At 38.6% G+C, this 24,769-nt stretch carries 19 protein-coding genes and 1 riboswitch; of the genes, 13 read left to right on the top strand and 6 right to left on the bottom strand.

Going from position 1 to position 24,769, the window contains the following annotated elements; genetic code table 11:
* The first annotated feature begins 123 nt into the window (after positions 1-123).
* The gene (locus V1502_RS18795; protein ID WP_409252118.1) at positions 124-972 is read left to right on the top strand and encodes a cell wall-binding repeat-containing protein; all 849 of its coding nucleotides are present in this window, start codon (positions 124-126) and stop codon (positions 970-972) included.
* 985 nt (positions 973-1,957) lie between these two features.
* On the opposite strand, the gene V1502_RS18790 is transcribed toward V1502_RS18795, so the two are convergent.
* A complete protein-coding gene (locus tag V1502_RS18790) occupies positions 1,958-2,680 on the bottom strand; it encodes a CBS domain-containing protein (RefSeq protein ID WP_409252117.1) in 723 nt (240 codons plus the stop codon).
* Positions 2,681-2,984: 304 nt separating this feature from the next.
* On the opposite strand from V1502_RS18790, the gene V1502_RS18785 reads away from it, so the two are divergent.
* Entirely contained in the window at positions 2,985-4,283 is a 1,299-nt protein-coding gene (locus V1502_RS18785; protein WP_409252116.1) for a hypothetical protein, read from the top strand.
* A 675-nt stretch (positions 4,284-4,958) separates the two neighbouring features.
* Here the strand turns inward: V1502_RS18785 and V1502_RS18780 are convergent.
* Positions 4,959-6,116 carry a c-type cytochrome gene (locus tag V1502_RS18780; protein WP_409252115.1) on the bottom strand — a complete coding sequence of 386 codons (1,158 nt, stop codon included), beginning with the start codon at positions 6,114-6,116 and terminating at the stop codon, positions 4,959-4,961.
* A gap of 659 nt (positions 6,117-6,775) precedes the next feature.
* Here V1502_RS18780 and V1502_RS18775 point away from each other — a divergent pair.
* Entirely contained in the window at positions 6,776-8,035 is a 1,260-nt protein-coding gene (locus tag V1502_RS18775; RefSeq protein ID WP_409252114.1) for a cell wall-binding repeat-containing protein, read from the top strand.
* Positions 8,036-8,252: 217 nt separating this feature from the next.
* On the opposite strand, the gene V1502_RS18770 is transcribed toward V1502_RS18775, so the two are convergent.
* From V1502_RS18770 to V1502_RS18760, 3 genes are all read right to left on the bottom strand, one after another.
* Complete coding sequence (locus V1502_RS18770) at positions 8,253-8,393, bottom strand: YvrJ family protein (protein WP_409252113.1); 141 nt, start codon at positions 8,391-8,393, stop codon at positions 8,253-8,255.
* A 77-nt stretch (positions 8,394-8,470) separates the two neighbouring features.
* Positions 8,471-8,686, bottom strand: a complete 216-nt coding sequence (locus V1502_RS18765) for a DUF2922 domain-containing protein (RefSeq protein WP_409252112.1) — start codon at positions 8,684-8,686, stop codon at positions 8,471-8,473.
* A 37-nt stretch (positions 8,687-8,723) separates the two neighbouring features.
* Positions 8,724-8,942, bottom strand: coding sequence for a DUF1659 domain-containing protein (locus V1502_RS18760; RefSeq protein ID WP_409252111.1), 219 nt, complete (start codon positions 8,940-8,942; stop codon positions 8,724-8,726).
* A gap of 1,628 nt (positions 8,943-10,570) precedes the next feature.
* Between V1502_RS18760 and V1502_RS18755 the strand changes: the two genes are divergently transcribed.
* From V1502_RS18755 to V1502_RS18720, 8 genes are all read left to right on the top strand, one after another.
* Complete coding sequence (locus tag V1502_RS18755) at positions 10,571-11,830, top strand: amidohydrolase family protein (RefSeq protein ID WP_409252110.1); 1,260 nt, start codon at positions 10,571-10,573, stop codon at positions 11,828-11,830.
* 52 nt (positions 11,831-11,882) lie between these two features.
* Entirely contained in the window at positions 11,883-13,085 is a 1,203-nt protein-coding gene (locus V1502_RS18750; RefSeq protein ID WP_409252109.1) for a hypothetical protein, read from the top strand.
* Between the two features lie 126 nt (positions 13,086-13,211).
* Complete coding sequence (locus V1502_RS18745) at positions 13,212-14,417, top strand: amidohydrolase family protein (protein ID WP_409252108.1); 1,206 nt, start codon at positions 13,212-13,214, stop codon at positions 14,415-14,417.
* Positions 14,418-14,504: 87 nt separating this feature from the next.
* Positions 14,505-15,701: a M20 family metallopeptidase gene (locus tag V1502_RS18740; protein ID WP_409252107.1), complete on the top strand. Its 1,197-nt coding sequence runs from the start codon at positions 14,505-14,507 to the stop codon at positions 15,699-15,701.
* A gap of 297 nt (positions 15,702-15,998) precedes the next feature.
* Positions 15,999-16,084, top strand: a riboswitch (cyclic di-GMP riboswitch).
* A 106-nt stretch (positions 16,085-16,190) separates the two neighbouring features.
* Positions 16,191-16,862, top strand: a complete 672-nt coding sequence (locus V1502_RS18735; RefSeq protein WP_409252106.1) for a hypothetical protein — start codon at positions 16,191-16,193, stop codon at positions 16,860-16,862.
* A gap of 36 nt (positions 16,863-16,898) precedes the next feature.
* Complete coding sequence (locus V1502_RS18730) at positions 16,899-18,362, top strand: hypothetical protein (RefSeq protein WP_409252105.1); 1,464 nt, start codon at positions 16,899-16,901, stop codon at positions 18,360-18,362.
* Between the two features lie 50 nt (positions 18,363-18,412).
* A complete protein-coding gene (locus V1502_RS18725; RefSeq protein WP_409252104.1) occupies positions 18,413-19,324 on the top strand; it encodes a hypothetical protein in 912 nt (303 codons plus the stop codon).
* A complete protein-coding gene (locus tag V1502_RS18720) occupies positions 19,317-20,591 on the top strand; it encodes a hypothetical protein (protein ID WP_409252103.1) in 1,275 nt (424 codons plus the stop codon). Before V1502_RS18725 ends, V1502_RS18720 begins: the two co-directional genes overlap by 8 nt.
* Before the next feature lie 366 nt (positions 20,592-20,957).
* Here V1502_RS18720 and V1502_RS18715 read toward each other — a convergent pair whose 3' ends face one another.
* On the bottom strand, positions 20,958-21,839 hold the full coding sequence (locus V1502_RS18715) for a helix-turn-helix domain-containing protein (protein ID WP_409252102.1): 882 nt from the start codon (positions 21,837-21,839) through the stop codon (positions 20,958-20,960).
* Positions 21,840-21,990: 151 nt separating this feature from the next.
* Here V1502_RS18715 and V1502_RS18710 point away from each other — a divergent pair, with 151 nt between their 5' ends.
* A complete protein-coding gene (locus tag V1502_RS18710) occupies positions 21,991-22,164 on the top strand; it encodes a hypothetical protein (RefSeq protein WP_409252101.1) in 174 nt (57 codons plus the stop codon).
* An 809-nt stretch (positions 22,165-22,973) separates the two neighbouring features.
* Positions 22,974-24,767 carry an ABC transporter ATP-binding protein gene (locus V1502_RS18705; protein ID WP_409252100.1) on the top strand — a complete coding sequence of 598 codons (1,794 nt, stop codon included), beginning with the start codon at positions 22,974-22,976 and terminating at the stop codon, positions 24,765-24,767.
* Positions 24,768-24,769 lie beyond the last annotated feature (2 nt).

Genomic DNA, 24,769 nt, shown 5'->3' with positions numbered 1-24,769 from the left:
ATATAACAAACATCCTACCTGCTTCTAAGGGAAACGGGAGGCTCGGCAACAGCTATGGTCCTTTACTTTTTAACTCTTTGACCAAAATGGTTACAACCTTGTTCAAATGATACAAAAGCTGGTATGGCTTCATTCATTGGGTCACCATACCCTGTTTTTTTTCAAACAAAGAACCCAGCCGATGCATTGGCTGCTTCAAGTCTATCCGGAGTAAAAGATGCTCCCATTCTATTAACCTATTCCACCAGGGTTAATCAATCTGTGCTTAATGAGCTTAATCGGTTAAACGCACAGAAAATTTATTTGCTTGGTGGGCACAGTGCTATCCAACCGGAAGTGGAAAGTGATTTAGTTAACCGCGGTTACTCAGTAGAGCGTGTTGCCGATGCTACTCGATTTGAGACAGCTGCTCGAATCAATGAGGTTGCCGGAACATCCACTAATACAAGGGCGATCATTGCCAACGGGTACAGTGTTGCTGATGCTCTGTCTGCTTCTGCTGATGCTGCTATTAACGGGATTCCTATCTACTTATCTTATAAAGAACAATTGCGAGTAAGTTTACCTGCCTCTGTTACAAGAGTAGATGTTTATGGAGGAAAGGCTGTAGTTCCGGAAACTCTTGTCACACAATTAAAGTCACAAGGGCTATCTGTAAATCGTATTGCAGGGAGCAACCGATACACGACGAGTATTGCGGGCGCCCAGAATTTACATAATACCGATTCAAATATTATTTTAGTCCGTGGTGAATCTACATCTGCAATTAAACAAGACTATCCCGATGCTGTAGCAGCTTCAGGTTTAGCCAAACAGTTGAATGCCGAAATTATGTTAGTTCATCCGACACGAGATATTACAGAAATAAAAAATTATCTGCTGGGTAAGAACTTGAAAGCATATGTACTGGGAGGAGAGGCTGCTGTTTCAACACCGGTGTTAACTAAACTAGGACTTGAGTTAGCTAGATAATTTTTGCTTTTGAAAAGCATCGCTTCTACGTGATGCTTTTTTAGTTTAAGGGGTTATAATGTAACTCACTATCCACTATCTAGTTATGGTATGAAGACTATGTTATTAGGACTGCAATATTAAGTCTACTTACGTTATCTCTCTATTTTTATAGGTTTTCTCTTGATTGGACTAAACATTGATGATGTCGGCTTTTTAGGTAACATATTTATGAAAATATTAGGAGTCGGTATTATTCTATTCGGGGTATTTTATGCAAGAACAAGAAAAGGGTATTATCCAATCAGTAATTACACCACTTTTCCTAAACAAATTAAGTAGTAAAATTAAATTTTGATAAGCTAGCTCTAAGGATTAAATGTTATAAGAGATTCTCTTTATAATAAGGGATGTACTTAAATATTCGAATAGGAATTCAAAATTAAACAAGAGGGGGAAGAGTCCTGACATTTGTGTCAAAAATTTAATGTCTAAACTAATTTAATGCGTAGATAAAGAGTGAGTATATTTGCTTTAATAGTTTTAACACTTTTAGCACTTACCAGGGAGGATTCAGATTTAATAGATTGTGTCATTAAACTTTATAAATAACTTTCACGAGTAGCAAATGAAAACTCCTCTTTTGAGATAACGGAATATGAAGATGTTTATTTTCAGAGGACGAATGGAAAAGAAATAACGAAGAATGACATAAAGCAAATGATGGAAATTGGTCTTTTGGTTGCTTTTTTTAATTGGTTATTGAGGTAGTATCGCATTATTTATTTGGTCTAAATAATAGACTTATTTGGGAAGTGTGAACCTTTGCAAGCATTTTAAAAAACCAAGTTAAGTTTGAAAGGATAAAAAACGAGCAAATCCCGTTAGGTATGCTCGTTTTTTATTTTACTTTTCGTAGAAATTCCCCAGTAATTTTAATTGGGACAAAGCCTTTTCAAACTTGGGTTTACTGATTTGAGTCATCTGCTTCTTTTAGTAAGCAGTATTAATCTGCTGTATAATCAATTTCTATCAGATCCCAGGCCGTTATCAGTCCTAGAGGTGTTTCATCCTTTCTACCATTTTCAGTAATGATGATAGCCTCTAAGTCAGTCTTATCCCTATGGGCATTTTCAAAAATCTCTTCCACTTCAAATATATCGAGGGATTTCTTAGCGAATTCAATAGGATGGGATTCAACCCCTGAAAGGATATCCATTACTTTAATTTCTGTGAGTTCCAAAATGCCATTGACAGTATAATCAGCCATCCATTTTAGGATGTCACCTGTCGTTAACAACCCTGCAAAAGTTTTATCATTGTAAATTGGGTATTGAGAATATCCATGCTCCTTGATTGCTTTTATAACGGGAACAATGCTTGCTTCATAATCAAACCATACGACACTCTTCGTAGCTATTGTCAGTGCGTAATTCGGCTGAGTGAAGATAGCTGCTATTCTTTCCAGCCTTTCTACAACCTCGAGATGAGGTTCAGCAATATATGTTCCCAATTCTTTTTTCTCATGGACGATCGCATTTCGTAGCCTTCCGTACTGCTCTAATTCATCTTTATAGAGTTTTATAAGGTGATGATGTTTTGCTCCCTCTCTAACAAGTACTGTAAATCGTTTATCATAATAATCAACCCATTTGCGGAGCACTTCATCCACACGATTATAGGCCACTTCAAAACGTTCAGATCGAATCAATTGATCTGCTAATTTCAAGGTATCCTGCCCCTTTCTACTGATTTGGCTTTATCTATCACAACAATAACCATTTTACACCAAACGAAAGGCTATTATTAACTATTTTTATCTGCGAGTTTTAGAGGCTAAATGAATTTAAGTTTTTTATTTAAATTTTATGGTCAGTTAATACTATAAGTGTCATATAGGTTTATTGTAGGTTTCGTGGGTTTTTTAGCTCTAAAAGGAAAAGGTATCGGGATTTTTACTGTTTGCAAGAGAGGCCCTTTTTTTTTATAGTTTATAATTGTACAAGAAAAAGAAAAAGTGAGGACAATCTTTGATGAAAAAAAGGTATAAGTATTTTTTTATAATGGTTATTTTAATAACATTGTGGATTTTTGGTTTTATGGGCTATAAAATTTCGCAAATTGAAACAATTAAAGATATTGCAGACTTAACTACAGCCGTATTAGGGTTAGTTGTCGCTCTTTGGGCATTCGTCATTTCTATGATGACGTATTCCTCCATCGATAGTGTCAATGTTATTACGAAAATGGAAGGAAATGTTCTAGAAAATGAGAACTACGTGACTTCATTCACCAGCTTATTAAGAGAGTATAATAAGAAGAACTCTATAGAAGCTAGTGCAGCTATATTTAACAACTTAGAAAAAACATTCACAAAGGAATCTAAAACAGCAGTTGAATTTGCAAATAATCTTCAGTATTTTATTGACGTTATTGTATTCTTTCCCTACTTGTTTCATTCAGACAAGGATTCGAATATAGAAAAGATGAACAAGTTAATGAACATAATTGAGAAAAAAAAGGAGGGGTTTCTATCTATAAGTGGTGGAAACTTAACTCTGATTGACGAAACAGTAAAATTGATTAAATCCATTATTAATTATCAAAAACTAACACATACACCAGAGAAGCTAGTCACATCAACTCTTCTCGATGTTAGAGGGACAATGCTCAAAAATTCGGTAACTCAAACTGTTTATTATAATTATTTGGGTTTATTTTACAATAAAAAAGCGAATTTAATACTGCGCAAGAAGTATGGACTAATGGATGTTGACTTCTTTTCTCTAACAGGATTGTTAGAAGTAAAAGAGAAAATTAAATTGTTAACAGATGAAGAAAGAGAACTGTTTACTCTGTACCTGCAAGAAGCAAAAAAATCCTTTAAAAAAGCAGCAGACAATGGAAACAAGGATGTCATGTGGGAAGGGTTTATAAAATTCAATGACGCCCGTTCTACCTATTTTCTTCAGCAGGTTTTAAAAAATTATGAGGGACCAGACTGGAAAGTAATTATGGATGAAGCACTTATTGCCAGAAACAGGCTGAATATTTTAATAAAAGATATTTTAGAGAATCAAGAGGACGGATACCTACAAGAGAAATTCAACTTTGAATATTACTTAGCAAGTTTGGTTAAGTTGAACATCTTAATAGCAGAAAAACAAGATATCACGGATTCTTTTAATAGACCCAAATACTATGCAAATAATAACTATGCCGGCATAAAGGAGGATCTTTTGATTAAGGAGGTCTACAACGGAGATGATCCAAAGGTGAAAGACTATCAAGTAGCCATAGTACAATATGTAGAGCAAAATACGAAGGCCTGATATAGGTGTGTTAATCACTAAAAGGCATACTTGTCTTTTGTTTTTGTAGTTCCAGAAGGAGGACTTAAGCCATTTTTTGAATTTTGGCAAGTAAATTCGGAGGCTTCACTAACGTTTACTTATAAGTAATAAACCTGCTAGATTATCGTTTTGTTAGTTTTTAGATAAAGCGACAATCTAGCAGGTTGTTTTTTTATAACTTTGTCATAAGGTGTTGTCCCAGTATTTCAAGGCATTCTTAGATGGATAGTGTTAAATACATTTGAATAGTTAGCAAAAAGCTCTCAAAATAAGTTTAGAAGGGCAATAAGTTAGTAAGTGCTTTGTCTCAAACTTTTATGTGTTTTTGCAGCATTGTGATAACTTAGGGAACAGAGTTTAATTTAACGAATTTATCTCGCTAAATCTCCTAAATGAAATTATTTAGAATATAGTTCGCACTTCTCGAACAGTGAGTTACCCCCTATTAACTCTCTATAGGTATGCAGCTTGTTAGCTTCCAACTCAGAGGATTGTTTTTGTCATTAAATACCTAGGTGACTTAATAATTCTTTTTAAAATCCTATGTTTTACGAACTTAATAACCAGTAGTAAGTTTCAGGCACAAATGATTGGTACTGAGGGGGGATGAGGAGGAAGGACTTAATTATATATTAACGGAAATTTACTGCAGCCCTATAACCCCCTTAAGTATTCAGCAACCCTTTCAGCTTCTTCGTCGGAAACCAGGCCTCCTGGCATAGCTCCTTGACCATTGATAAGAATATCAACGACCTCGTCATGACTATATTTAGATTTTAAGTTATATAGTGTGGGGCCCATACCGCCTTCCAAACTGTTACCATGACAACTGAAACACCTTTTTTTGAGAATATCCGTTGCCTGACCTTCATAGGTGTCCTGAACTTCCTGGCTAAACACTTCGGTTATTTCTAATGTACTTTTCATGACAAGGAGGGAACCATCAAGTACTCTCACCAGATATTTACTATTAAAGCCTTTTATCGAGGAGCTTTCTGGCTTGTTTATTTTATATTCTTCATATGTTGAAACTTTAAAATGTGAGTCATCTTCTTTAACAACGTCAGTAGCCTTGAAGGTAAGTAACTCTTCTGTGATTCCCCGGCTGTTGATATCTTTTATTGAGTTCTGGCTTTGTTCATAAATATTGCTCTCAGGATCTAGTAAATTTTTTATATAGGAGAAATCATTATATTTTATTGCTTGCATTCCCTGAACCACATATTCTTCTGTGAACTTTTTGATAGTATCTATACTTATCTCATTACGTGAAGGAGCTGTTTCTCTACTTTCTTTCTGTTGATCTGCTTGAGTTGTGTTTACTTCTTGTATGTCTGTTTGCTCATGGACGTTTTCCTGTGTCATACTCTTCTCTGTTTTGGTGTTTTCGGTTATTTCTTCGGATGGTCGATTTTCAAATATAGCAAATACCAACTCTTGTGGAGTTTCTCCAAAATTCACACTGTCAATCTGGACACTAGCGCTAGAAGAAAGGCCAAGTTCCTCCCAATATGCAGTGACTGCTACATCTACAGAAAACCTCTTATCATACGCTGCCTGGATATACTTTATTCTCACATCCAGATGTTCCATTTTATAATTATGGAAATAGCTTTGGAGAGAACTCTCGTCGAAGAAACGCCCATTAGCCTCTACATACGAAGCGACATCATAAGCGAGTTCCTCTGCTTCGGGTTTGGCTACCAGAAAATACATTGCTCCTTGTAATGATTTAAAGATGATCAACCCAATGATAACTAGAAATAAGATAGTACGTGTAGTAAGTTGGATTAACTTAAAGATAATTGTCATGTCTTCACTGGCTCCTGTGATGAAATTTATATCTTCTATATCGGTTAATATATCTTAATATCAAGTTATTGTTCTACAAAGCTAGTTTGTTAGAGAACACAAGGATATTGAGTTGTAGAGAATCTGCTGTATATATAGGGAGATATTACGGGCTTTTACATAAACTCTATCTACATGTAAGAAAAAGTTCTGGGAGAGAGACTAGATACTAAGTACTCTTTTATCATTTCCTCAAAAAAGGGTGATTGTTCTTTTTTTTAGAACAACTCAATTATATGCAGGTCTTTATTTTTCTGGTGTACCCCGCATGGATTGTGCCTGCAAATCACATACAGCAGAAAGTAAGAACTGATGTGAAATGGTAGATGATCAAATGCACACTGGAGGGAGAACAAATGAAAGAATAAAAGAATATAGATGTGGCGTGGTCTATATCTGTGACTGGAAGCCTGCTTATCCCAGAGGGTTAATTGCTTAGTGTTTTTTTTTAGGGTGGTTAGGTGCAATCTAAGTTTAGTTAATTACTATTTTTCTATCTTTTTATAAGTATCAGTCAAGGGATTTAACAGGTTTTCTTCATAAAAAGGTGAAAAAATCTTCAAAAGTTGTTAACATTTTACAGCATGTGTCGAAGTTAAATTAGAAAGGGAGGAATGAAAATGAAATTAAGGAATCTAATTAGTGTCATGCTTGCAGCCGTTTTGTTTAGTTCTTCAAACGCAGCGTTGGCAAGCGAAAGTAATCTTACATACGGCGAATGTGAAATGACCATATCCGTCGATGACGTTTATTTTGAAAATAGAGTCTCTGCTACTAATTATTGTGAACCTGTTATCGATGGATATTACGGAGCGGGAAATTTTGGGTTGAGTGGTAGTTACTCAGGCCCAGTGGACTTTAGCGGACAAAAGTTTGAGGTTTCTAACCCGTTTTCCCCTAATGTCCACGAAGTTCTCACGGTCAATCTTGTTGGTCCTAATGGTGAACCGGTGAAAGACTACATACGATTTGCGGGTAAGTCCCGTTTGGATACGGCAATTGAAGTGTCAAAGAGAGGATGGCCGACTGGTCTGACCTTTCCTCCTGAACAGGCAGTCATTTTGGCACGTGCAGATGATCCAGCTGATGCATTAGCTGCTTCCAGCCTATCCGGTGCGAAGGACGCGCCGATTTTATTAACCTATCCAACCAAAATCGATCAGGCTGTACTTGATGAATTAAACAGGTTAAAGCCAGAGAATATTTACTTGCTTGGTGGTACATCCGCTATTCATCCTACGGTGGAGAATAAGTTAAATACACTCGGTTATAACGTAGAACGTATTGCTGGGACTAATCGATTTGAAACAGCTGGTAAGATAAATGACATCGTCTTATCCGTCAATGACCAGAACACAAAAGCGATTATTGTGAATGGGTACACAGTGGCGGACGCTCTATCGGCCTCTGCTTACGCATCTACTCAAAGAGTACCAATTTATTTAGCTACGAAAGATAAAGCACCCATTGATTTACCAGGTAATATTACGTCAGTCGATATTTATGGAGGGACGTCTGTTATTTCTGATTCCCTTTTCAATGCATTAAAATCTAAAGGGATTACAGTCAATCGGATTGCAGGAAAAAATAGATATGACACAAGTATTGCTGCTGTTGAGGAGCAATTTGCTGGCCCATTACTGAAAGTCATCTTGGTTCGTGGTGAGTCTACTTCTTCAACAAAACAAGATTATCCGGATGCGGTTGTCGCTTCCGCGTTAGCGCATAAATACGGAACAAAGCTTTTATTAGTGCATCCAACAAAATCAAATGAAGAAATTAAAGATTATCTGCAATCACTTGACACTTACCGAGTATTTGTTCTGGGTGGAGAGAATGCAGTTCCAGATGATATGATTCAATATTTAGGCCTCGAGTAAGGATACATTATTCCTAATGGTTATTGATAGTATTAATTAATCTCAAGACACCGTTATATGTTTCATTTTTCGGTGCTTTTCTATGAGTGATCAGTTAAGGTTTTGGGATGCGTCGAGATTAGCCAGTACTCTTTAAAGCAGTCACCAGTATTACATAGTAAATAAAACGTTTAAAAAGAGCGCTTATTTGATTCTAGTCAAATAAGCGCTTTTTTATTTATTGATCCTTCATCTCCTGCGGCAGCATCCTGATAGAGGCAATGACAGCTTCAAGCTTCGTTTCAATTCTGTGAAGCAGATACATCGTCACGACAATCGGAAACCCTACTTCTGAGACGAATGAAAAAACTTGTTCCAAAGTGCTCACCTCCTTTCCATCTTTTTCTCAATAAAAAGGAGCCCTTTAGCCAAAGCCACGGGGCACCTTTTCATTCATTAGACTTCGTATTCCGTGACATTCCGCTCGACCACACGAGCACCCTCAGCAGCTACAAGAGCACCGCTGTTGCTATGGAAGACATTAGTAGCGATCAATGTGTTCATTACCTGTTTCACTTGGACAGTATCAACAGGCTCAACAGGTGAATCAATAGAGATTCGGGCCGTTTTTCCAAGCTGGGTAAGAAATTGCAGTTCCAATGCTTTAGCCATTTTCGTTCACCTCCTTTCTACCAGTCTTCAACACTACTTACGCGTTGATGTCGTAGCTGTCATTCTTCTCGATCAGCATAAGGGGCTTTGTGCTTAGTCCCGCTAGAGCTTGAGCCGCTTGAAGAATTTCGTCTGGTGTTGAAGAGTAGTTGATATTGGAGTAAGTCTTGTTAGAGTACTGTGGTTTGCCGTTTTCATCCACTCCGTTATCGTAGACCATTTTCAGTTTGATACTTTTCAAATCTGACGTTGCCATTTGCCTCACCTCCTTTCACCCTCTATATAGAGAGGAGGAGAGGAAAAGGACACCCTCATTAAAAGTTTTTGGAAGGAGACAAAAGTTTACAAGATTCTAGTGCGCAAATATTTTTATATTTGAATCTTGCTAAACTATGAATCTTCCCCGTATAGGAAGGACACTGTTAATAGGAAATGAAGACTTGCTGTCGGGGGTTAATTATCATTGGGAGTATGGACGTTGAAAATGATAAGCTCCACATAGAAATTGTGGCTTATTGGAAAGTATAGAATGAGAACGAATATATTAGCTGTCGAACTGAAAGAGAGATCTCCGATATTAAAGTAAAGAAATTGAAATCTTACTGAAACATCATCTTTACCGTCAAATACTCCTCGGCTTACATCCACTCATTCCTTGCCTCACACTAGGATACTTTTTTAATAAAGCACTTAAAAAATATCAGTCCATTTGCTGATACTTCTATTAATAGGATGTGTTTATTAGTCTCTTTTAGCTAAATAAATAGTGGTGCTTCATTATCATCTACAACAAAAAAAGGAGAACAGCTGCGAAACGATAGGTGAACGACAACAGCACGGAGCGAGTACAAAAATAAGAATATAAAGAATGAAAGAGAAGAATAGAATATGTACTTGTAATTGTTTGAAACTACAAAAACAGAAGGGCGGTGCTCGTGTAAAAAACTAATTATAAGGATTTCATCCAAGTTTGATCATTCTTAGAAAATCGTCCAGAAAGAATTTTGGGACACGTCCCTTTGGCAAATGAATTCTACCAAGCAGGTGACCATTTTAAATAATTACTCCTATATAGGGGTCAAGGGAACAGATTGCCCATTCCACTAAATATTATTTATATATAAAAAATCTAACTGAACACCGACCTTGAATAGTCAGATTTTCACTATTCGTATTCACTTATATGATATTCCGGCTGTTTGTAATAGAGGCGAAAGAAAGCGCTTAGATTCATGAAAAATAACAGCTTAGGTTATGTGTATTAGTACAGAGAAAATACCAGTGGTGCAACCACTTTTTTAGGAAAATATTAAAAGTTAGAACAACGAAAGTGAAAAATATCTTCTGCCCCTGATGAAGGGTATCCATCAGATCGCCCTAATCCAGAACGAAAAAGGAGTGCTGGGATAGTGAATAGGAATTACCTTGATATAAAAGAGTTCATGACCAATTGAGGGGATGTTAACGTACGCCTGGATACCATAGGAAGCAGTATGGTTTCGAGTTGGACAGGGAAAACTGAGATGCTGTTTTAGAGGTGGTAAACTGCTGGAATTATCTCTCCCACAGATTTTAGAGCTGCCGGAATCTCTAAAAATATAGCAAGTAATCCTCCTAGATTTTCTTCAATTAAGTTGAATTATACCCCCGCCTTTACCTGTTATATAACTGTTTTAAAAAGTATCAGTCCAACTGCGTATACTTTTTTTACAGGTCTTCGCAATTGGGGATTTTAGCAGGGGAAGGAACCTGTCCCTCCGTCCCGCATTTAGTGAAATTTGTCGATTTTTAAGAGATTTTATTATTTTAAAAAAACTATTGACCTAATCTTGAGACATGAGTTAAGATTGCAAAAATTTAAATTTTTCAGAAATGAGGGATGGGATGGCGAAGCGGATATTTTTAAAAGGCGGTCTGTTGATTGATGGAAATGGCGGAGAGGTTTTAGAAGATGCAGGTGTGTTGATAGACGGCGAAAAGATAGCAGCCGTTGGTCCCGTAGATGAAATTCCTGTTCCTGAGAGTGCTGAGGTAGTGGACCTGGACGGCAAGGTGGTTATGCCGGGATTGATCGATGCCCATGTTCATCTTGTCGGGTTGAAGGACTTGAACCTGATGCTGGCCGCGTTTGAACCGACAGAAGTTCAGATGGGACGGGCATTAAAAGATTTACCAAAGCTTATTGACGCAGGGGTTACCGCGGTGCGTGATGTGGGAAGTTCTATCGCGCTCCACATAAGAAATTTGATTCATGACGGTGTCTATGAAGGCCCGAGAATAAAGACTTCTTACAAGATCTTGGGGCAGACAGGCGGACATGGCGACATACATATGCTTCCTCCAGAATTTAATACCAACCGCACCTGTGATGGGGTGGATGATTGCCGCAAAGCAGCGCGTGAACAGTTTCGTGCCGGGGCTGATTTTATCAAGATTTGTTCTTCCGGAGGTGTGCTTTCCGAAAAAGATGACCCGCGTTCTCCTCAGTTAACAGTTGAAGAGATTGCTGCGATTGTGTACGAAGCAAAAGCTGTAGGATCTTACGTTGCTTCCCATGCCCAGAGCACCCAAGGGATCATTAACGCCCTGAAAGCAGGAGTGAAAACGATTGAACACGGCATCCTCATTGATGAGGAAGGAATCGAACTCATGCTTCAAAATGAGGCTTATCTCGTCCCAACGTTAGCCATCGTGAAAAGGATCGTGGACGAAGGTGCCCAGCATGGCGTTCCTGAATTTGGCCTCAAAAAGGCAAAAACGTATTATGACCTTCACATCCAGAATATGAAAAAAGCCTATGCAGCCGGTGTGAAAATTGCTGCTGGTACTGATTTTGCAGGCTGTGATCCTGTTGACCATGGGGGAAACGCTTTAGAACTTGAATTGCTCGTTAAGGATGTTGGGCTGACGCCGATGGAAGCAATCGTTTCAGGAACCAAAATTTCTGCTGAAGCAATCGGCATGGGAGAGGAGACTGGAACGATTGAAAAGGGGAAACTCGCAGACTTAATTGTCGTCGATGGCAATCCGGCGGAAGATATCGCTGTTCTGTTAGACACCACCAACATTAAACAGGTGTATGTCGGCGGCAAACGGTACAAAAACAGTTTGACCGCAAAGAAGAAAGAAGTAGAACTAGTCTAAGAAGATAGAGAGAGAAAAAAACTTAATCATTCTATGGAGGGAAGGGATTTAATTGTTAAATCAACCGGTAGTAGCCACAATGATCATTCTTGCTTTAATTGCAGTAGGAGAAGTAATCTCCATAAAAACGAGAGCAAGAGTACCGATGCTGTTAGTTGTTTTGTTAGGCTATTTAGTCTTAATGTGGGTTGGGGTCATTCCGAAAGACCTTGTTGCGAACTCGACATTTGCCACGGTTGGAGCCGTGTTGATCGCTCCAATGATCGTCCATATGGGTACGCTTATCCCTATGAAAATCATCAGACAGCAGTATAAGTCAGTCGTTATCGCCCTCATGGGAATCGTCTTTGCTGCCGGATCTATCCTGCTGATTGTATCTCCAATCTTCGGTTATGATACAGCGGCTGCAGGAACAGGACCGCTTACCGGTGGAATTATTGCTTTTGTTGTAACATCTGAAAAATTGCAGGCATTAGGATTAACAGCTCTCGTAACAATTCCTGTCCTTATCCTTTCTCTTCAAAGCTTAATCGGACTTCCATTGACGACTTACTTCCTGCGCCGTTATGCAGAGAAAGTGAAAGCGCAGATGGGAAGTAAACTGTATGTTGCTGCAGCGAGTGAAGCTGTCGTTCAACAAGGACCAGTTGGCAAAGCGGAAGAGGCAGTGGAAAAATCAGTGAGGAAAAATTGGATTCCTGATCGTTATGCAACTTCTTCTGTTTTACTATTTCAATTGTTCTTGGGAGGTTCGGTTGCAGTCGTCGCCGGAAGTTATACAGGAATTCACTACAGTATTTGGGCGCTGGTGATCGGGTTGGCTGGAACGCTGAGCGGCTTCTATCGCGACAAGATGATGGAGCGGGCAAATTCCTTCGGTGTAGGGATGGTCGGTATCATTTTTGTTATCATTCCTTCTATGAATCAAGTAACGTTTTCACTGTTCTTACAAAACCTACCGGCTGTATTCACCATTCTATTGATTGGTGCAGCAGGGATCATCCTTGGAGGGTTCCTTGGAGCGAAGCTTATGAAATGGGATGTTACGAAAGGCATTCCGGTTGCGTTAACAGCGATGTACGGATTCCCTGGAGATTACATTGTCTGCGAGGAAGTCAGCCGAAGTGTCGGCGAAACGAAAGAAGAGCAGGACTATATCTTTAATGAAATTCTATCTCCAATGCTGGTCGGTGGATTTACGACCGTTACGATTGCGTCCATTTTCATCGCCAGCCTGCTGATGGGAACTTTATAAAAGCCAAGGGATACGGGAAGGGACACGGGGACAGGTTCCGTGTCCCAGTGACAATGAATCTAGGAATCTGAAACGAAGGTTATCGAATTGGGTACCAGATACAGATTTTTTAAGATGGAGGAGAGTATGAAGACGAAAATAACAAACGTAGAGCTATTTGATGGGAAAGGTTCTACTTTAATAAAAACGACTATTCTATTTAATGAAAAAACAATCCTCGCCATTGGTGACAGGGCGAAAGAAGCCGATGCAGATCAGGTTTTTGATGGAGAAGGATTAACATGTGTGCCCGGCTTGATCGACTGTCACGTTCATCTCACAATGGACGGAAATGCAGATCCTTTCTTTGACAGCCTGGGTAATACCGAAGCGGATGATGCCTATAAAGCTTATCGCAATGCTCAAAAGCAAATCGAGAGCGGCGTCGTAACGGTCCGTAACGTGGGCTCAAAAGACAATGTCGATATTGCGCTTCGTAATGCAATCGAGAAAGGGGTCGTCAAAGGGCCCCGAATCGTTGCTTCCGGTGAACCGATTGTCATGACAGGCGGCCATGGCCATACGATGGCAATCGAAGCCGACGGTGTTGATGAGGTCCGAAAAGCGGCCCGTACCCAGTTGAAGAAAGGGGCAGACCTTCTGAAGCTGATGGCAACCGGCGGAGTTATGACCCCTGGTGTCGATCCAAGTTCACCGCAGCTTAGTGAAGATGAACTGCGATGCGCCTGTACAGAGGCAACAAATGCAGGAAAAACAACCGCCGCACATGCACAGGGAGTGGAAGGAATTAAAAATGCAATCCGTGCCGGCATCACAACCGTAGAACATGGTATTTACCTGGACGATGAGGCGATTGACATGATGCTTGAGCGGGGAACTTACCTCGTTCCGACACTTGCGGCACCGTACAACATTGTGGAGTATGGACTCGAAGCGGGGATTCCGGAACATGCGGTGCAAAAATCAGAACGTGTCATGGAAGACCACCAGAAGAGCTTTTATCAAGCTTATAAAAAAGGCGTAAAAATTGCGGCCGGGACGGATGCGGGGACACCGTTCAACAGGCACGGTGATTTCGTGACAGAGCTGGAGCTCATGGTGAAAAACGGAATGAAGCATGAGGATGTCCTGCGTTCCGCAACAAAAGTAGCTTCGGAAGCAATGAAGATCGACCACAAAACAGGAACAGTGGAAGTAGGAAAGTGTGCGGACCTGCTGCTTATCCAGGGGAACCCGTTAGAGAACATCTCCAATTTGCGCAAGGTCGTCAAAGTCTTCAAAGAGGGCGAGTGTTATTTTTCGAAAGAAGTAAAAGAAACAGCAGTAGTATAGCAGGACAAGGGGACAGTTTTCGTCTCCCAGGGACAATGAACCTGTGCCTCTGTCCCACTAAAATACATAATAGGATGGTGTTTATAAATGGAAAAACTATATCAGCAGCTCGATTACTTGTACGATGAAATGGTGGATGTTTTCCGCCATCTGCATATGCATCCTGAACTTTCCTTTGAAGAAGTGGAAACGCCTAAATTTATCGCAAACTATCATACCCAACTGGGCCATGAAGTTCGCACAGAAGTAGGCGGCCGCGGTGTTGTGGCAAAACTAAAAGGTGGAAAACCTGGGCCTACGATCGCTTTGCGTGCCGACTTTGACGCATTGCCCATCCAGGAAGAAACCGATCTTCCTCATAAGTCAAAAGTGGACGGTGTGATGCATGCTTGCGGCCATGATGGCCATACGGCGGGGCTTCTGATTTTGGCCAAAGCGCTTAACAGCATGAAAGACGAGCTCGAAGGTACGGTCGTGTTCATCCATCAACATGCTGAAGAATACCAGCCGGGCGGTGCAATTGCCATGATTGAAGACGGTTGTCTTGAAGGGGTGGATGTCATCTTCGGTACTCACTTATGGGCCAATGCGCATGTTGGAGAAGTAGGTTTCCGTTCTGGCCCGGTGATGGCGGCAGCAGATCGCTTCCATCTTAAGATTCAAGGAAAAGGCGGCCATGGGGCTCAGCCGCATCTCACAAAAGACTCTGTGGTGGTCGCATCTCAGGTGGTTACGACCCTGCAGCAGGTCGTTGCACGCCGTGTGGATCCGCTTGAATCCGCCGTTGTCTCCATTGGAAACTTTGTTGCAAAGAATGCATTTAACGTTATTGCCGATTCAGTGGAGTTAACTGGAACCGTTAGGACATTTAATGAAGATGTACGCAGTTTAGTGGAGAAGGAAATCGAGCGTGTTGTAAAAGGGACGTGTCTCTCAGCGAATGCGGATTATACATTCGAGTTTGTCAGAGGGTATCCTGCCTGCGTCAATCACCAGGAAGAAACCGAACTTGTCGCAGAGGTTGCGGAATCTGTCCCAGGTGTGAACAATGTATATGAACCTGCTCCGCAAATGGGTGGGGAAGATTTCGCTTATTATTTGCAGCACGTAAAAGGAACGTTCTTCTTCACGGGAGCAGGCGACCCGGATTGGGAGGAAACGTATCCTCACCATCATCCTAAGTTCAAAATCAGTGAAAAAGGAATGCTGGTTGCTGCCAAGACCCTGGGGAAAGCTGTGGTTGAATATGCGAAAAAGGAATCTCGGGTGCCTGTGGAGCAGTAAGGAAATAATAGAAGAGATTCATAAGGATTGCAGAAAGCCGGTCGGGAGAGAATTTTTTCCTGGTCGGTTTTTTCTTGTATACATATTCCTCTCAAACGTTTTAAATTTGAATATGGTTTTCCATCTTGAAGAGAATCTAGCGATTTCATCATATTTTCCTTATTGTTGTTTAGATTTTTAACTGGAACGATTTATCGGTCCCTCCGTTCCGGCATATATATTAATAGGTAAATAGTCCTTAAAAATATATTTACAGATGATATGTATTGGAATAAAATAGAAATAGAGTGAGAATAATCAGAAAAATGGCAAACCACTTCGAAAGGGTGGGACGCAAAGCCACGAGTCTAACGCCTGCGGGTCATGACAGTCGGGTTGCCGATTTCATATTAGAAATGGCAACTACCTGTGAGGGTAGTTTTTTCATTATTCTGAAGTATTGGCAGAGTCGCTTTTGTTCCTTGGAAAATATATTGGACAGGTGATCAAATGAACGGAGAAACTCAAAAGTTTAAAGTGCAAACAGGCCTGAAAAATGCTACTGCTGAATTCGTAACCTTTTATTTTCGTATAAGCGGATTGTCATTGGAAGAATTAAAGGTGGGAGCCGGCCCCTTTAAGTTTCACTGCAGGAGAAAGAGCAAAAAGGGAGGAAAGAGGCTGGCACTTCACATTGCTATCCATGAAAATACCTACCGTAACCTGAAACCTTTGGCAGAAGGTGTTCAGAAAGGGAATCTACAATTAGAAGCTCCAGGCTTCTTGAGTTTCAACCTCTATTACGAAAAGAAAATTCCGAAGAAGGACCTTATCCAGAAAGGAGAAGTATTTCTACTGAAATTCTCCGAAAGTGTCAATGCTTATTATGCAATTAGTGGTCACTTTGCATTTTCTAAGCGCCTGCTCGAAAACCTTAAAGTCGAAAGCAGCAGTTTCTCTGGAAAACCACCTTCTATTATATATAGCAGCCCTAAAAGCAAAAGAGACATGGGTGTATCTCAGAGGTCGCCTTCGCGTTACAAACAGTGCGTTAACTGTTTGTATTTTAGTAAAGACCGGTGCGGGCTGTTAAATGTAAAAGTGAAAAAGAGTGAGACCTGGAGCAGGTTCAATTCACCAAGGTATAGAGAGGTATCAGGAGGAAGGTTTTCACCGAAATAAAGACCAGTACGAAAATATTATAACTGTGGGGGCATAATGAAAAACTTTATCGAAGATGTTAAAAACGACCTGGTTCCAATTATGAAAGGGACACTTAAAGCAGGACAGTATATTCTCTCTAACCTACTGAATAGGATAGATTCTGATCTAACCAAAATGATAAATGTCTTAAAAGAGAAACAGCAGAACTTAAAGCAGTACTTGATTGATAGAGATGAGCTGTTAAAGCAGATTGAGGGTAAACACCAGGAAGCTGAGCGCTTGAAAGAGCAAATTAATAAGGTGAAACGTGAAGCGGATTCTCAGCAGCTTGGTCAATTGCGGAAAGAGCTAAATATGAAGCTTGATGAATTGATCGGGAGCCAGAAGAAATATTTTGATTTGGAAGAGAAAATTAAAAAAGAGGAAAATAAAACAAAACAGCTCTTACAAGATAAACTCTCCATTGAAAATGATCGTAATAAAATTAAATCAAAGTATGATAAGCTGCAAAAAATCTTGAAAGAGAATCGGGAAAAAACAACTCAGCTTGAAAGTCAGATTCACGAACTCAAGCAAAAAGAAACCCACCTTCAGGAACAGATTAAAAAAGCGGAATCCAAGGCCCAAGTAGAAGAGCTTAAAAAGTCATTGAGAGACTTACAGGGAATATATAATCAGAAAATTAAAGAACAAAATGGCCTGGAAAAGGAAATAGAAGAATACCAAAGAGAGTTTAAGGAATTAGAAAAGCAATTAATACAAAAGGTGACCGAGTTAAGCAAGATAAGCAAAGAGCTGCACAGTGTCAATATGGCTCTTTCCAAGAGTGAAGAAGAGAAGAAAAACTTAAAGACTTCCCTTGAAACAAATGAAAAGTCATTAAAAAAATCAACCGAGCAGATGAATAAACTTGAACAGGAAGTGAGCAGACTACAATACCTCGAAGGGGAGTATGAAAAGAAATATTCACTAGCTATGAAAGAAGTGAAGGTTATTGAAGATCAGTTGGCTGCTTCCCAGGAAACAGCCATAAACGAAATGGCTGCCTATGAAGAACAAATTGAAAGTCTTCAAAGAGAGATAATTGATAAGCAAAATGAGGTTGCGATGACCCGGGCTGAAAATGGAGAGGCACAGGAACTTTCCATTGAAGAACGAGAAATCATGGAAAGAGAGTTCGAACCCCGCTTTAAAGTCTTATATAAAGGGTGTAAATTCTATCCTGAGTTTTACAGCGATTTCTTCCGGGTTACTCCTTCTGACAGACTTAAAATAGAAGCTGCCATTGTGCAATTGAATTATAACTTTGAACTTACAATGACGAATGTAAGGCCTAAACCCATAAAAACAAAGACTAATACAATACTCGAATTCCCATTCGGCTCAGATGCAGCAGGGAGAATCTACTTTCAAAAACAGAATCACATTATCCACTTGTACAGAATCAGCAGGACTAAGAATGGGAAGGGAAGGCTGACACAGAATAATGTTATTGAATGGATAAAAGTCAATATGTAAGAGGATAATACTATTCTAGAAGACTAATAGGAAGAAAGGAGTTAACCAGGATGAACAGTATGACCATGGCAGAATCACTATTGGTTATGGAAAAAGAGGCATTGAAATTCAATTATGCTCTGTTACATGATGCGAACGTTTTGAAGATGCTGCTCCCTTTTGCAAAAGAAAAAATCAATTACAAGGGTAAATCAGAAATTATGGAAATGGTCAACAGGGAAGCTAAAAAATATAAGTATGTGCCGACTGGGAGAGTAAGAAGGGATTTATTGATGGAACTTAGTTCTCTTTATAATGTCCCTCAAAGAAATTTTGTCACGAAAAAAGATGTAGCTGACCAATGTGACCGTATAATCGACAACATGTACACACATATGAAACAAACCAACAAGAAGTTTAAGGTGTACGATAACAATGAATACAACGGGAACAAACTTGAAATTATTATAAGGTTTCAGATGCATAGTCTTATAGATTCGATAAGTGATAAAAAAATCAATGATCAGCAAATGCGGGAGATCGGGGACTCACTTGAGGATTTTTTGAAAGATCTTCCCGAAGAACAGCAAAGGCATATTGCCGAAAAGCTTGGAATCAATAACATTACTAGTACTACGCTGCAGAAGCTCCTTGCCACAAACGGAACGGCTGTGGTGTTTGCAGCAATCGTACAAGTAGCTGGCTTTGCTTTCTATACAACACTAACGACCGTGGTTGCTGGAATATTTGGATTGGTGGGAATTACCCTGCCATTTGCAGTGTATGTCACTCTGACTTCCGCTGTAGCAGTTATTGCTAACCCGCTCTTTATTGTTCCTGCTCTGTTACTGGGGGGAAGTGGATTACTAAAATGGCAAAATGGCAAGATGAAAAAAGCCATTGCCCCTGTAGTGTTAATGCAGATTATGCTTGCATCTGACCAGAGTTTGCAGCCTCAATGGGGTGAACTGGTAAATGGATGAACAGCAGTGGGAGAAGTTTGAAAACCTGTGGGATAGCGGGGATTATAAAGAGGCAGTTAAAGTTACTTTATTTAAACAAAACCTTGGCGGCGAGGGTGTGATTGACAATTTATTCAGGAGTCCGGCTGCGGCCTCTGCCTCCATTACGGGTATTTCCTTCATAGATATCCTATATGATTATCTAATGATAAACCCTGCAGTTATCGAAGCAGTTGATTTTGCAAAAAGCGAAGACTTGGGTAACTTTTTCACCTTCCAGCTATTTGCGGAGAACTTTGATTTTCACAATACCGGCGAGCTGACCAGACTTAAAGGTTACACTGCAGAACAGCTCGTGGCTTTGGAACTGCAAGGGAAAGGCCATGATGTATCTTTTCCCGATACGTCCAACCAGGCAGGGTATGACTTGATTGTAGATGGGCAGCCTTTTCAAGTGAAATGCCTTGATTCTCCTGGCGGTGTCTATGAGCATTTGCGTACATACCCTGATACTCCTGTGTTAGTAAACAAAGAATTAATGACCAGCTTTGAGAATCACCCGTTAGTTTATGGGACAGAAGTTTCTAATATTACCGTGGAGAATATCACCCGCTCTTCGTTACAACATGCCGGCGAACTAAGTCAATTGGATATTCCGGTGATTACAATCGCTGTATCGAGCCTGACGAATGGATATAAAATTCTGTCGGATGGATTAGACCTTCGTTTGGCGGGTCTGAATATAGCAAACGAAACCCTTTCAAGAACAGCTGCCGGTATCGCTGGTAAAGGAGCTGGAGTATTGATTGGCCCTCTTTTTGGTCCAGCCGGCCTGGTCGTTATGCCGATGTGCCTTGGTTTGGCTGGAGCTTATAATGGAAACAGAATATCGAATCTCCTCAAAAGAACATATACGCAGAAAGAACGAAGAACTGTAATGGCAGCACTTACAGCCTTAATCAAGAAAGTGCAATCCGCATTACCAGAAAAACAACATATGAGAAATGAAAACTTTAACAGGGTAAAACACCAGCTCCGTAATCATAAGGTTTTTCATCATCTTTTACCTTCTTTAGAGACAAAGAATAAGGAAAAGCGAAGGTACATTGATAATAAAAACGATGAGCTTGAGAAATGGTTGACCAAGATACATTCCGATAGAATAAATATTGCATCGGAAACTGCTGACGTTCTGGATACTATATTCAGAAGCCAGGTGCATCCTCATGTATACCAAAAGGAATTACTTGATGTAGGTGAGAGTTTTGAGAGGTATATGCGGATTTAAAGGTAACGGCACTATTATAGGGGAAGAGCTCTTCTGGCTAGAAAGGGCTCTTTTTCGTTGTGCATTTTAAAAAGGGCAGCGTGTCCACCTACACTTCAAATAGAGAGCGTCTATGAAAATTCTCAGTGAGGATCCTTTACCTCCATATGCGTTATCCCGCCCACCCAAAAACCTCATCTGTCGTTAAGTGACACGGGGACAATGAACCTGTCACCCATCCCTCTGGCCCCATAATGGGGGTTCCGCAAATGGGCAGAGAAGACTTTGCTTTATTTTGCGGTACGAAAAAAGAACGTTCTTCTTTACGAGAGCAGGCAATCTGGACTGGGAGAAAAGGTCTCCTCACCATCATCCTTAGTTCAAGAATTAATCAGGTTTTAATCTCTCGAGATTCTTTTTAGTAATGTCAATCATTCGTTGATTTTCCTTTATTTTGTATATGGTCAGTGCATATTCAAAAGAATCAATACTTGCCTCAAACTTATTTAAGTCATGTTGGTTTTTCCCTAATTGAAAATACAAATCCCCCAAAAGGTACATAGATTGACTGTTAAGGCATTTATTTATTCCCTTTAAGCAGTAATCGACCGAATCTTGCAAATTCTGTTTCAATCTATAGACCCTGCTGAAATTATAATATATCTTGATTATGATATTTAAGTTAATATTTTCTGGTATTGATTTAATATGGGTTTCAATTTCTTTATATAAGTTGATTGCTTCGTTGTATCTTTCTAAATCAGTATAAAAGTTAGCTTTAGTAATTAATATTTCTATATCTATAATACTGAGCTTATTAACAAAATTATCTACAGATAAAGCAGCATCAATTTTCTCAAAACAATTTTCGTAATCCTTATTTATATAGAAGAGATAAATTGCTTCATACCATATTAAAATTTTTTGGTAGGAGGGTAATTTAGCTAGGGCTGTTTTACTCTCCACCGTTATAATTTGCTTAATTTCCTCATAATTTCTTTCCATCGCCGCCTTTTTCAATTGAAACAATACCTCATCAATATAATCTGACCTTTCACTAAGTGACTGTCTCACCAAAGTAGAAACCTCAATATTTAACCTTCTGCAAAGTAAGTACACCATTTCGATAGTGGGTGAACATTGCCCATTTTCTATCTTACTTAGCATAGCCTGAGTACATATTTGATCAGATACTTCTTGTTGAGTCATTTTCTGAAGCTGACGAATAGATTTTAAGTTCTTTCCAATAAGTTCTGTGAAATTCTCCATAAAAAAATCTCCAAATATAATTATTGTTATAAGTTTTGAAGTTAGTGTTTCATATCTTTTTAAAATTGATCAATTACCGCTATAGAACACTTCTTACAATAATTTAAGGGTTGGTTAAAGTAAGATATAATAAATTTGGGAGGGGTGTAGTATGCATAAAATTAAAAAACTAACTATAGTAATTCTATCATGTCTTAGTTTAACTTTGTATGGGTTTAGGGGAGAGATAGAAAATAGCAACACCAAAGAATACGTAAGTATGACGGAATCAAATTCTATTATTATTAATTATTCTGAGGAGGAAGATCCAGGAGCTGCTCACTAGATTAATTGCAATTTTTACATATTTTATTTAGATATAGTTAGTAGAAAAGAATATTTGATGAAAAATAGAGGGTTTCTTTAAAGAAACCCTCTATTTTTTTTGGGGAAATCACAGATAAAGATTAGTGTAAGGGCCCAAAATGCGATATCTTGACGACCTATTGAATTAGACTCAATAAACTATTCACATTAATCTAAGTTAAGATTTGAAAACCTCTACCTTATTTGGGATTTTAAATATAAGCGAAAACTGCCCATTAATTAACTAGTAGGTATTACTATGATAATCATTAAAAGTTGACTTCAAAAAAAGAAACCGGATATAAAAATGGAATTTAACCAATTTCCGTTGTTATATCTCCATTGACTTATTCAGTACATATCTGATTTAACTAAAGTTCCCCCTTCTAATAGTCGCCGCTCAAAAAATAACTATAATTATATACATTTTTAAATTTGTCAGGAATTATTTAACAGAAACACTGGGAATCGAATGGAATCCCCTATTTGGTTAAATTGGCGTTTTGATAAGGATTTAATCAGGTTATACAATAATCAATGTAGTACAAATTAAGTGCAAATGAGGTGAGATAATATGTTGGAAAAATTAACTAAGTTAGTTTCGGGTGGTGCAAAACCTGAGGCTTGGTGTGCTGATCCGGACTGCCCACAAGGTTACTTCTCTTGTAAGGATCCAGAAACTGGTTGGTATATGTGCTGCTACTGCGGAAATAATTGTTGCTACTAATAATTAATTAAAAAGTAGGGGAGATACTTTTCTCTCCTACTTTTTATAAAGGAATGCTTTTTGTGAAAATAAAGAATTCATACTTACTTAAGGGAATCAGATTAGCCATTAGTGTGGATAAATCATGGTTTATAAACACTGTTGTAATTAGGGTCATTACAGGGTTAATTCCAATAACGAGTGTGTGGTTAACCGAAAATATTGTGAACCAGGTTGTGGAATTATCTGAAACCGGTACATTTCGTAAAGAGCTAGCGGTGTTTATACTTTTCCAATTTATTATATTTGTCCTTACAATAAGTTCTACCAATCTCATTAATATAGTAAACAAGAGAATGGAGATGAAGCTAAGTTACGAATTAATAAAAATGGTATCAGAAAAATCCAGTACTGCACCCTTAATTTATTTTGAGAATCCTGAGTTTTTTCATCATCATGATCGGATACAGGGTGACCTGGGGAGAAAATTTTTACTTCCAATAAATAATTTATTCAGCATCTTTTCGTCCTTAATTACGATTTTTTCTTTAATTACATATCTATTAAATGTTCATATTGGATTGGTTATTCTTAGTATTGCTGCGGGAATTCCAATAGTTTATTTCCAATCTCGATATGGAAATAAACAATTTCATTTATTAATAACTCAAACGCCTTTTGCTAGAAAAGCGAGCTACTTAGCTGCTTTATTAAATGATAGAAACTCTATTAAAGAAATTCGATTATTTAATTTTAAAAAGTACATTATGAATGAATGGTCAATCTTATTTAAAAAAAATAACGATGAGGCCTTTTCTTTAATTAAGCGGAAAGAAAATGTGAATATCGCATTAAATATATTAGTTGAATTTTTATATGTTTTAAAGCTCGCTTTATTAATACTATTGATAATCCAGAAGAAGATAACCATCGGGGCTTTTATAGCGGTAACTAATTCGATACAGCGAACTAAGAGTGAGATGCGAAGTATATCAAATGGGTTGGCTAGTGTGTACAGTGAAAGCTTATATATATCTGATTTATATAAGTTTTTAGAATATGAAGACAAAACTCTTCACGCGAATTACTTTTTGGGAGAGACCCCTTTTCCAGCTCCTTTAAAAAAAGGAATAACATTAAGAGGAATAGAGTTTTCATATCCTGGGAGTAATAGAGATGTGCTAAAAGGCATAGATCTTGAGATAAAGCAGGGAGAGAAAGTTGCAATAGTAGGAAACAACGGATCTGGTAAATCTACTCTTATAAAATGTTTAATGGGAATTTATCCTATTAATCAAGGGGAAATTTTCTTTGATGATATTTCAATAAACAGCTTAACAGAAGCTTCACTTCATGAAAATATAACTGTTGTTTTTCAAGACTTTGTAAAATATAACTTGTCTTTAAGAGAGAATATTGCATGTGGAAACATACAAGAATTATCGAACTCTCCTAAGATCCAGGAAGCTTCAGAAGAAACTGGAATTCATCATCTTGCTGAAGATTTAAAGAATGGATATGATACACAATTAGGCAAAGTCTTACAGGAGGGGGAAGATCTTTCACTGGGCCAATGGCAAAAAGTAGCACTTACACGAGCTTTATTTAAAGGTGGTCAGATTTTTATACTTGATGAACCTACATCGGCTTTGGACCCTAAGTCTGAATTAGAGGTTTTTGAAAAGTTCAAGGAGATCTCAAAGGAAAGAACAACATTATTTATTTCTCACCGGATGGCTTCCGCACGTATGGCTGACAAGATTGTTGTCATGCAGGATGGAGAAATAATAGAAGTTGGTACTCATTTAGAACTGATGAAACAAGAAGGTGAATACTCGAAAATGTACAAAATGCAGTCTAAATGGTATGAGGAGTAGGA

Source organism: Rossellomorea sedimentorum (assembly GCF_046237645.1).
Classification (GTDB): domain Bacteria; phylum Bacillota; class Bacilli; order Bacillales; family Bacillaceae_B; genus Rossellomorea; species Rossellomorea sedimentorum.
Note: the sequence above shows the minus strand (reverse complement) of the source record. Positions and strands in the feature narration are given on the sequence as shown.

What these genes read in the sequence shown, in the direction of transcription:
- V1502_RS18795 (WP_409252118.1), top strand. Translation starts at nt 124, where the DNA reads ATGGCTTCATTCATTGGGTCACCATACCCTGTTTTTTTTCAAACAAAG.
- V1502_RS18785 (WP_409252116.1), top strand. Translation starts at nt 2,985, where the DNA reads ATGAAAAAAAGGTATAAGTATTTTTTTATAATGGTTATTTTAATAACA.
- V1502_RS18780 (WP_409252115.1), bottom strand. Translation starts at nt 6,116, where the DNA reads ATGACAATTATCTTTAAGTTAATCCAACTTACTACACGTACTATCTTA.
- V1502_RS18775 (WP_409252114.1), top strand. Translation starts at nt 6,776, where the DNA reads ATGAAATTAAGGAATCTAATTAGTGTCATGCTTGCAGCCGTTTTGTTT.
- V1502_RS18765 (WP_409252112.1), bottom strand. Translation starts at nt 8,686, where the DNA reads ATGGCTAAAGCATTGGAACTGCAATTTCTTACCCAGCTTGGAAAAACG.
- V1502_RS18760 (WP_409252111.1), bottom strand. Translation starts at nt 8,942, where the DNA reads ATGGCAACGTCAGATTTGAAAAGTATCAAACTGAAAATGGTCTACGAT.
- V1502_RS18755 (WP_409252110.1), top strand. Translation starts at nt 10,571, where the DNA reads ATGGCGAAGCGGATATTTTTAAAAGGCGGTCTGTTGATTGATGGAAAT.
- V1502_RS18745 (WP_409252108.1), top strand. Translation starts at nt 13,212, where the DNA reads ATGAAGACGAAAATAACAAACGTAGAGCTATTTGATGGGAAAGGTTCT.
- V1502_RS18740 (WP_409252107.1), top strand. Translation starts at nt 14,505, where the DNA reads ATGGAAAAACTATATCAGCAGCTCGATTACTTGTACGATGAAATGGTG.
- V1502_RS18735 (WP_409252106.1), top strand. Translation starts at nt 16,191, where the DNA reads ATGAACGGAGAAACTCAAAAGTTTAAAGTGCAAACAGGCCTGAAAAAT.
- V1502_RS18730 (WP_409252105.1), top strand. Translation starts at nt 16,899, where the DNA reads ATGAAAAACTTTATCGAAGATGTTAAAAACGACCTGGTTCCAATTATG.
- V1502_RS18725 (WP_409252104.1), top strand. Translation starts at nt 18,413, where the DNA reads ATGAACAGTATGACCATGGCAGAATCACTATTGGTTATGGAAAAAGAG.
- V1502_RS18720 (WP_409252103.1), top strand. Translation starts at nt 19,317, where the DNA reads ATGGATGAACAGCAGTGGGAGAAGTTTGAAAACCTGTGGGATAGCGGG.
- V1502_RS18715 (WP_409252102.1), bottom strand. Translation starts at nt 21,839, where the DNA reads ATGGAGAATTTCACAGAACTTATTGGAAAGAACTTAAAATCTATTCGT.
- V1502_RS18710 (WP_409252101.1), top strand. Translation starts at nt 21,991, where the DNA reads ATGCATAAAATTAAAAAACTAACTATAGTAATTCTATCATGTCTTAGT.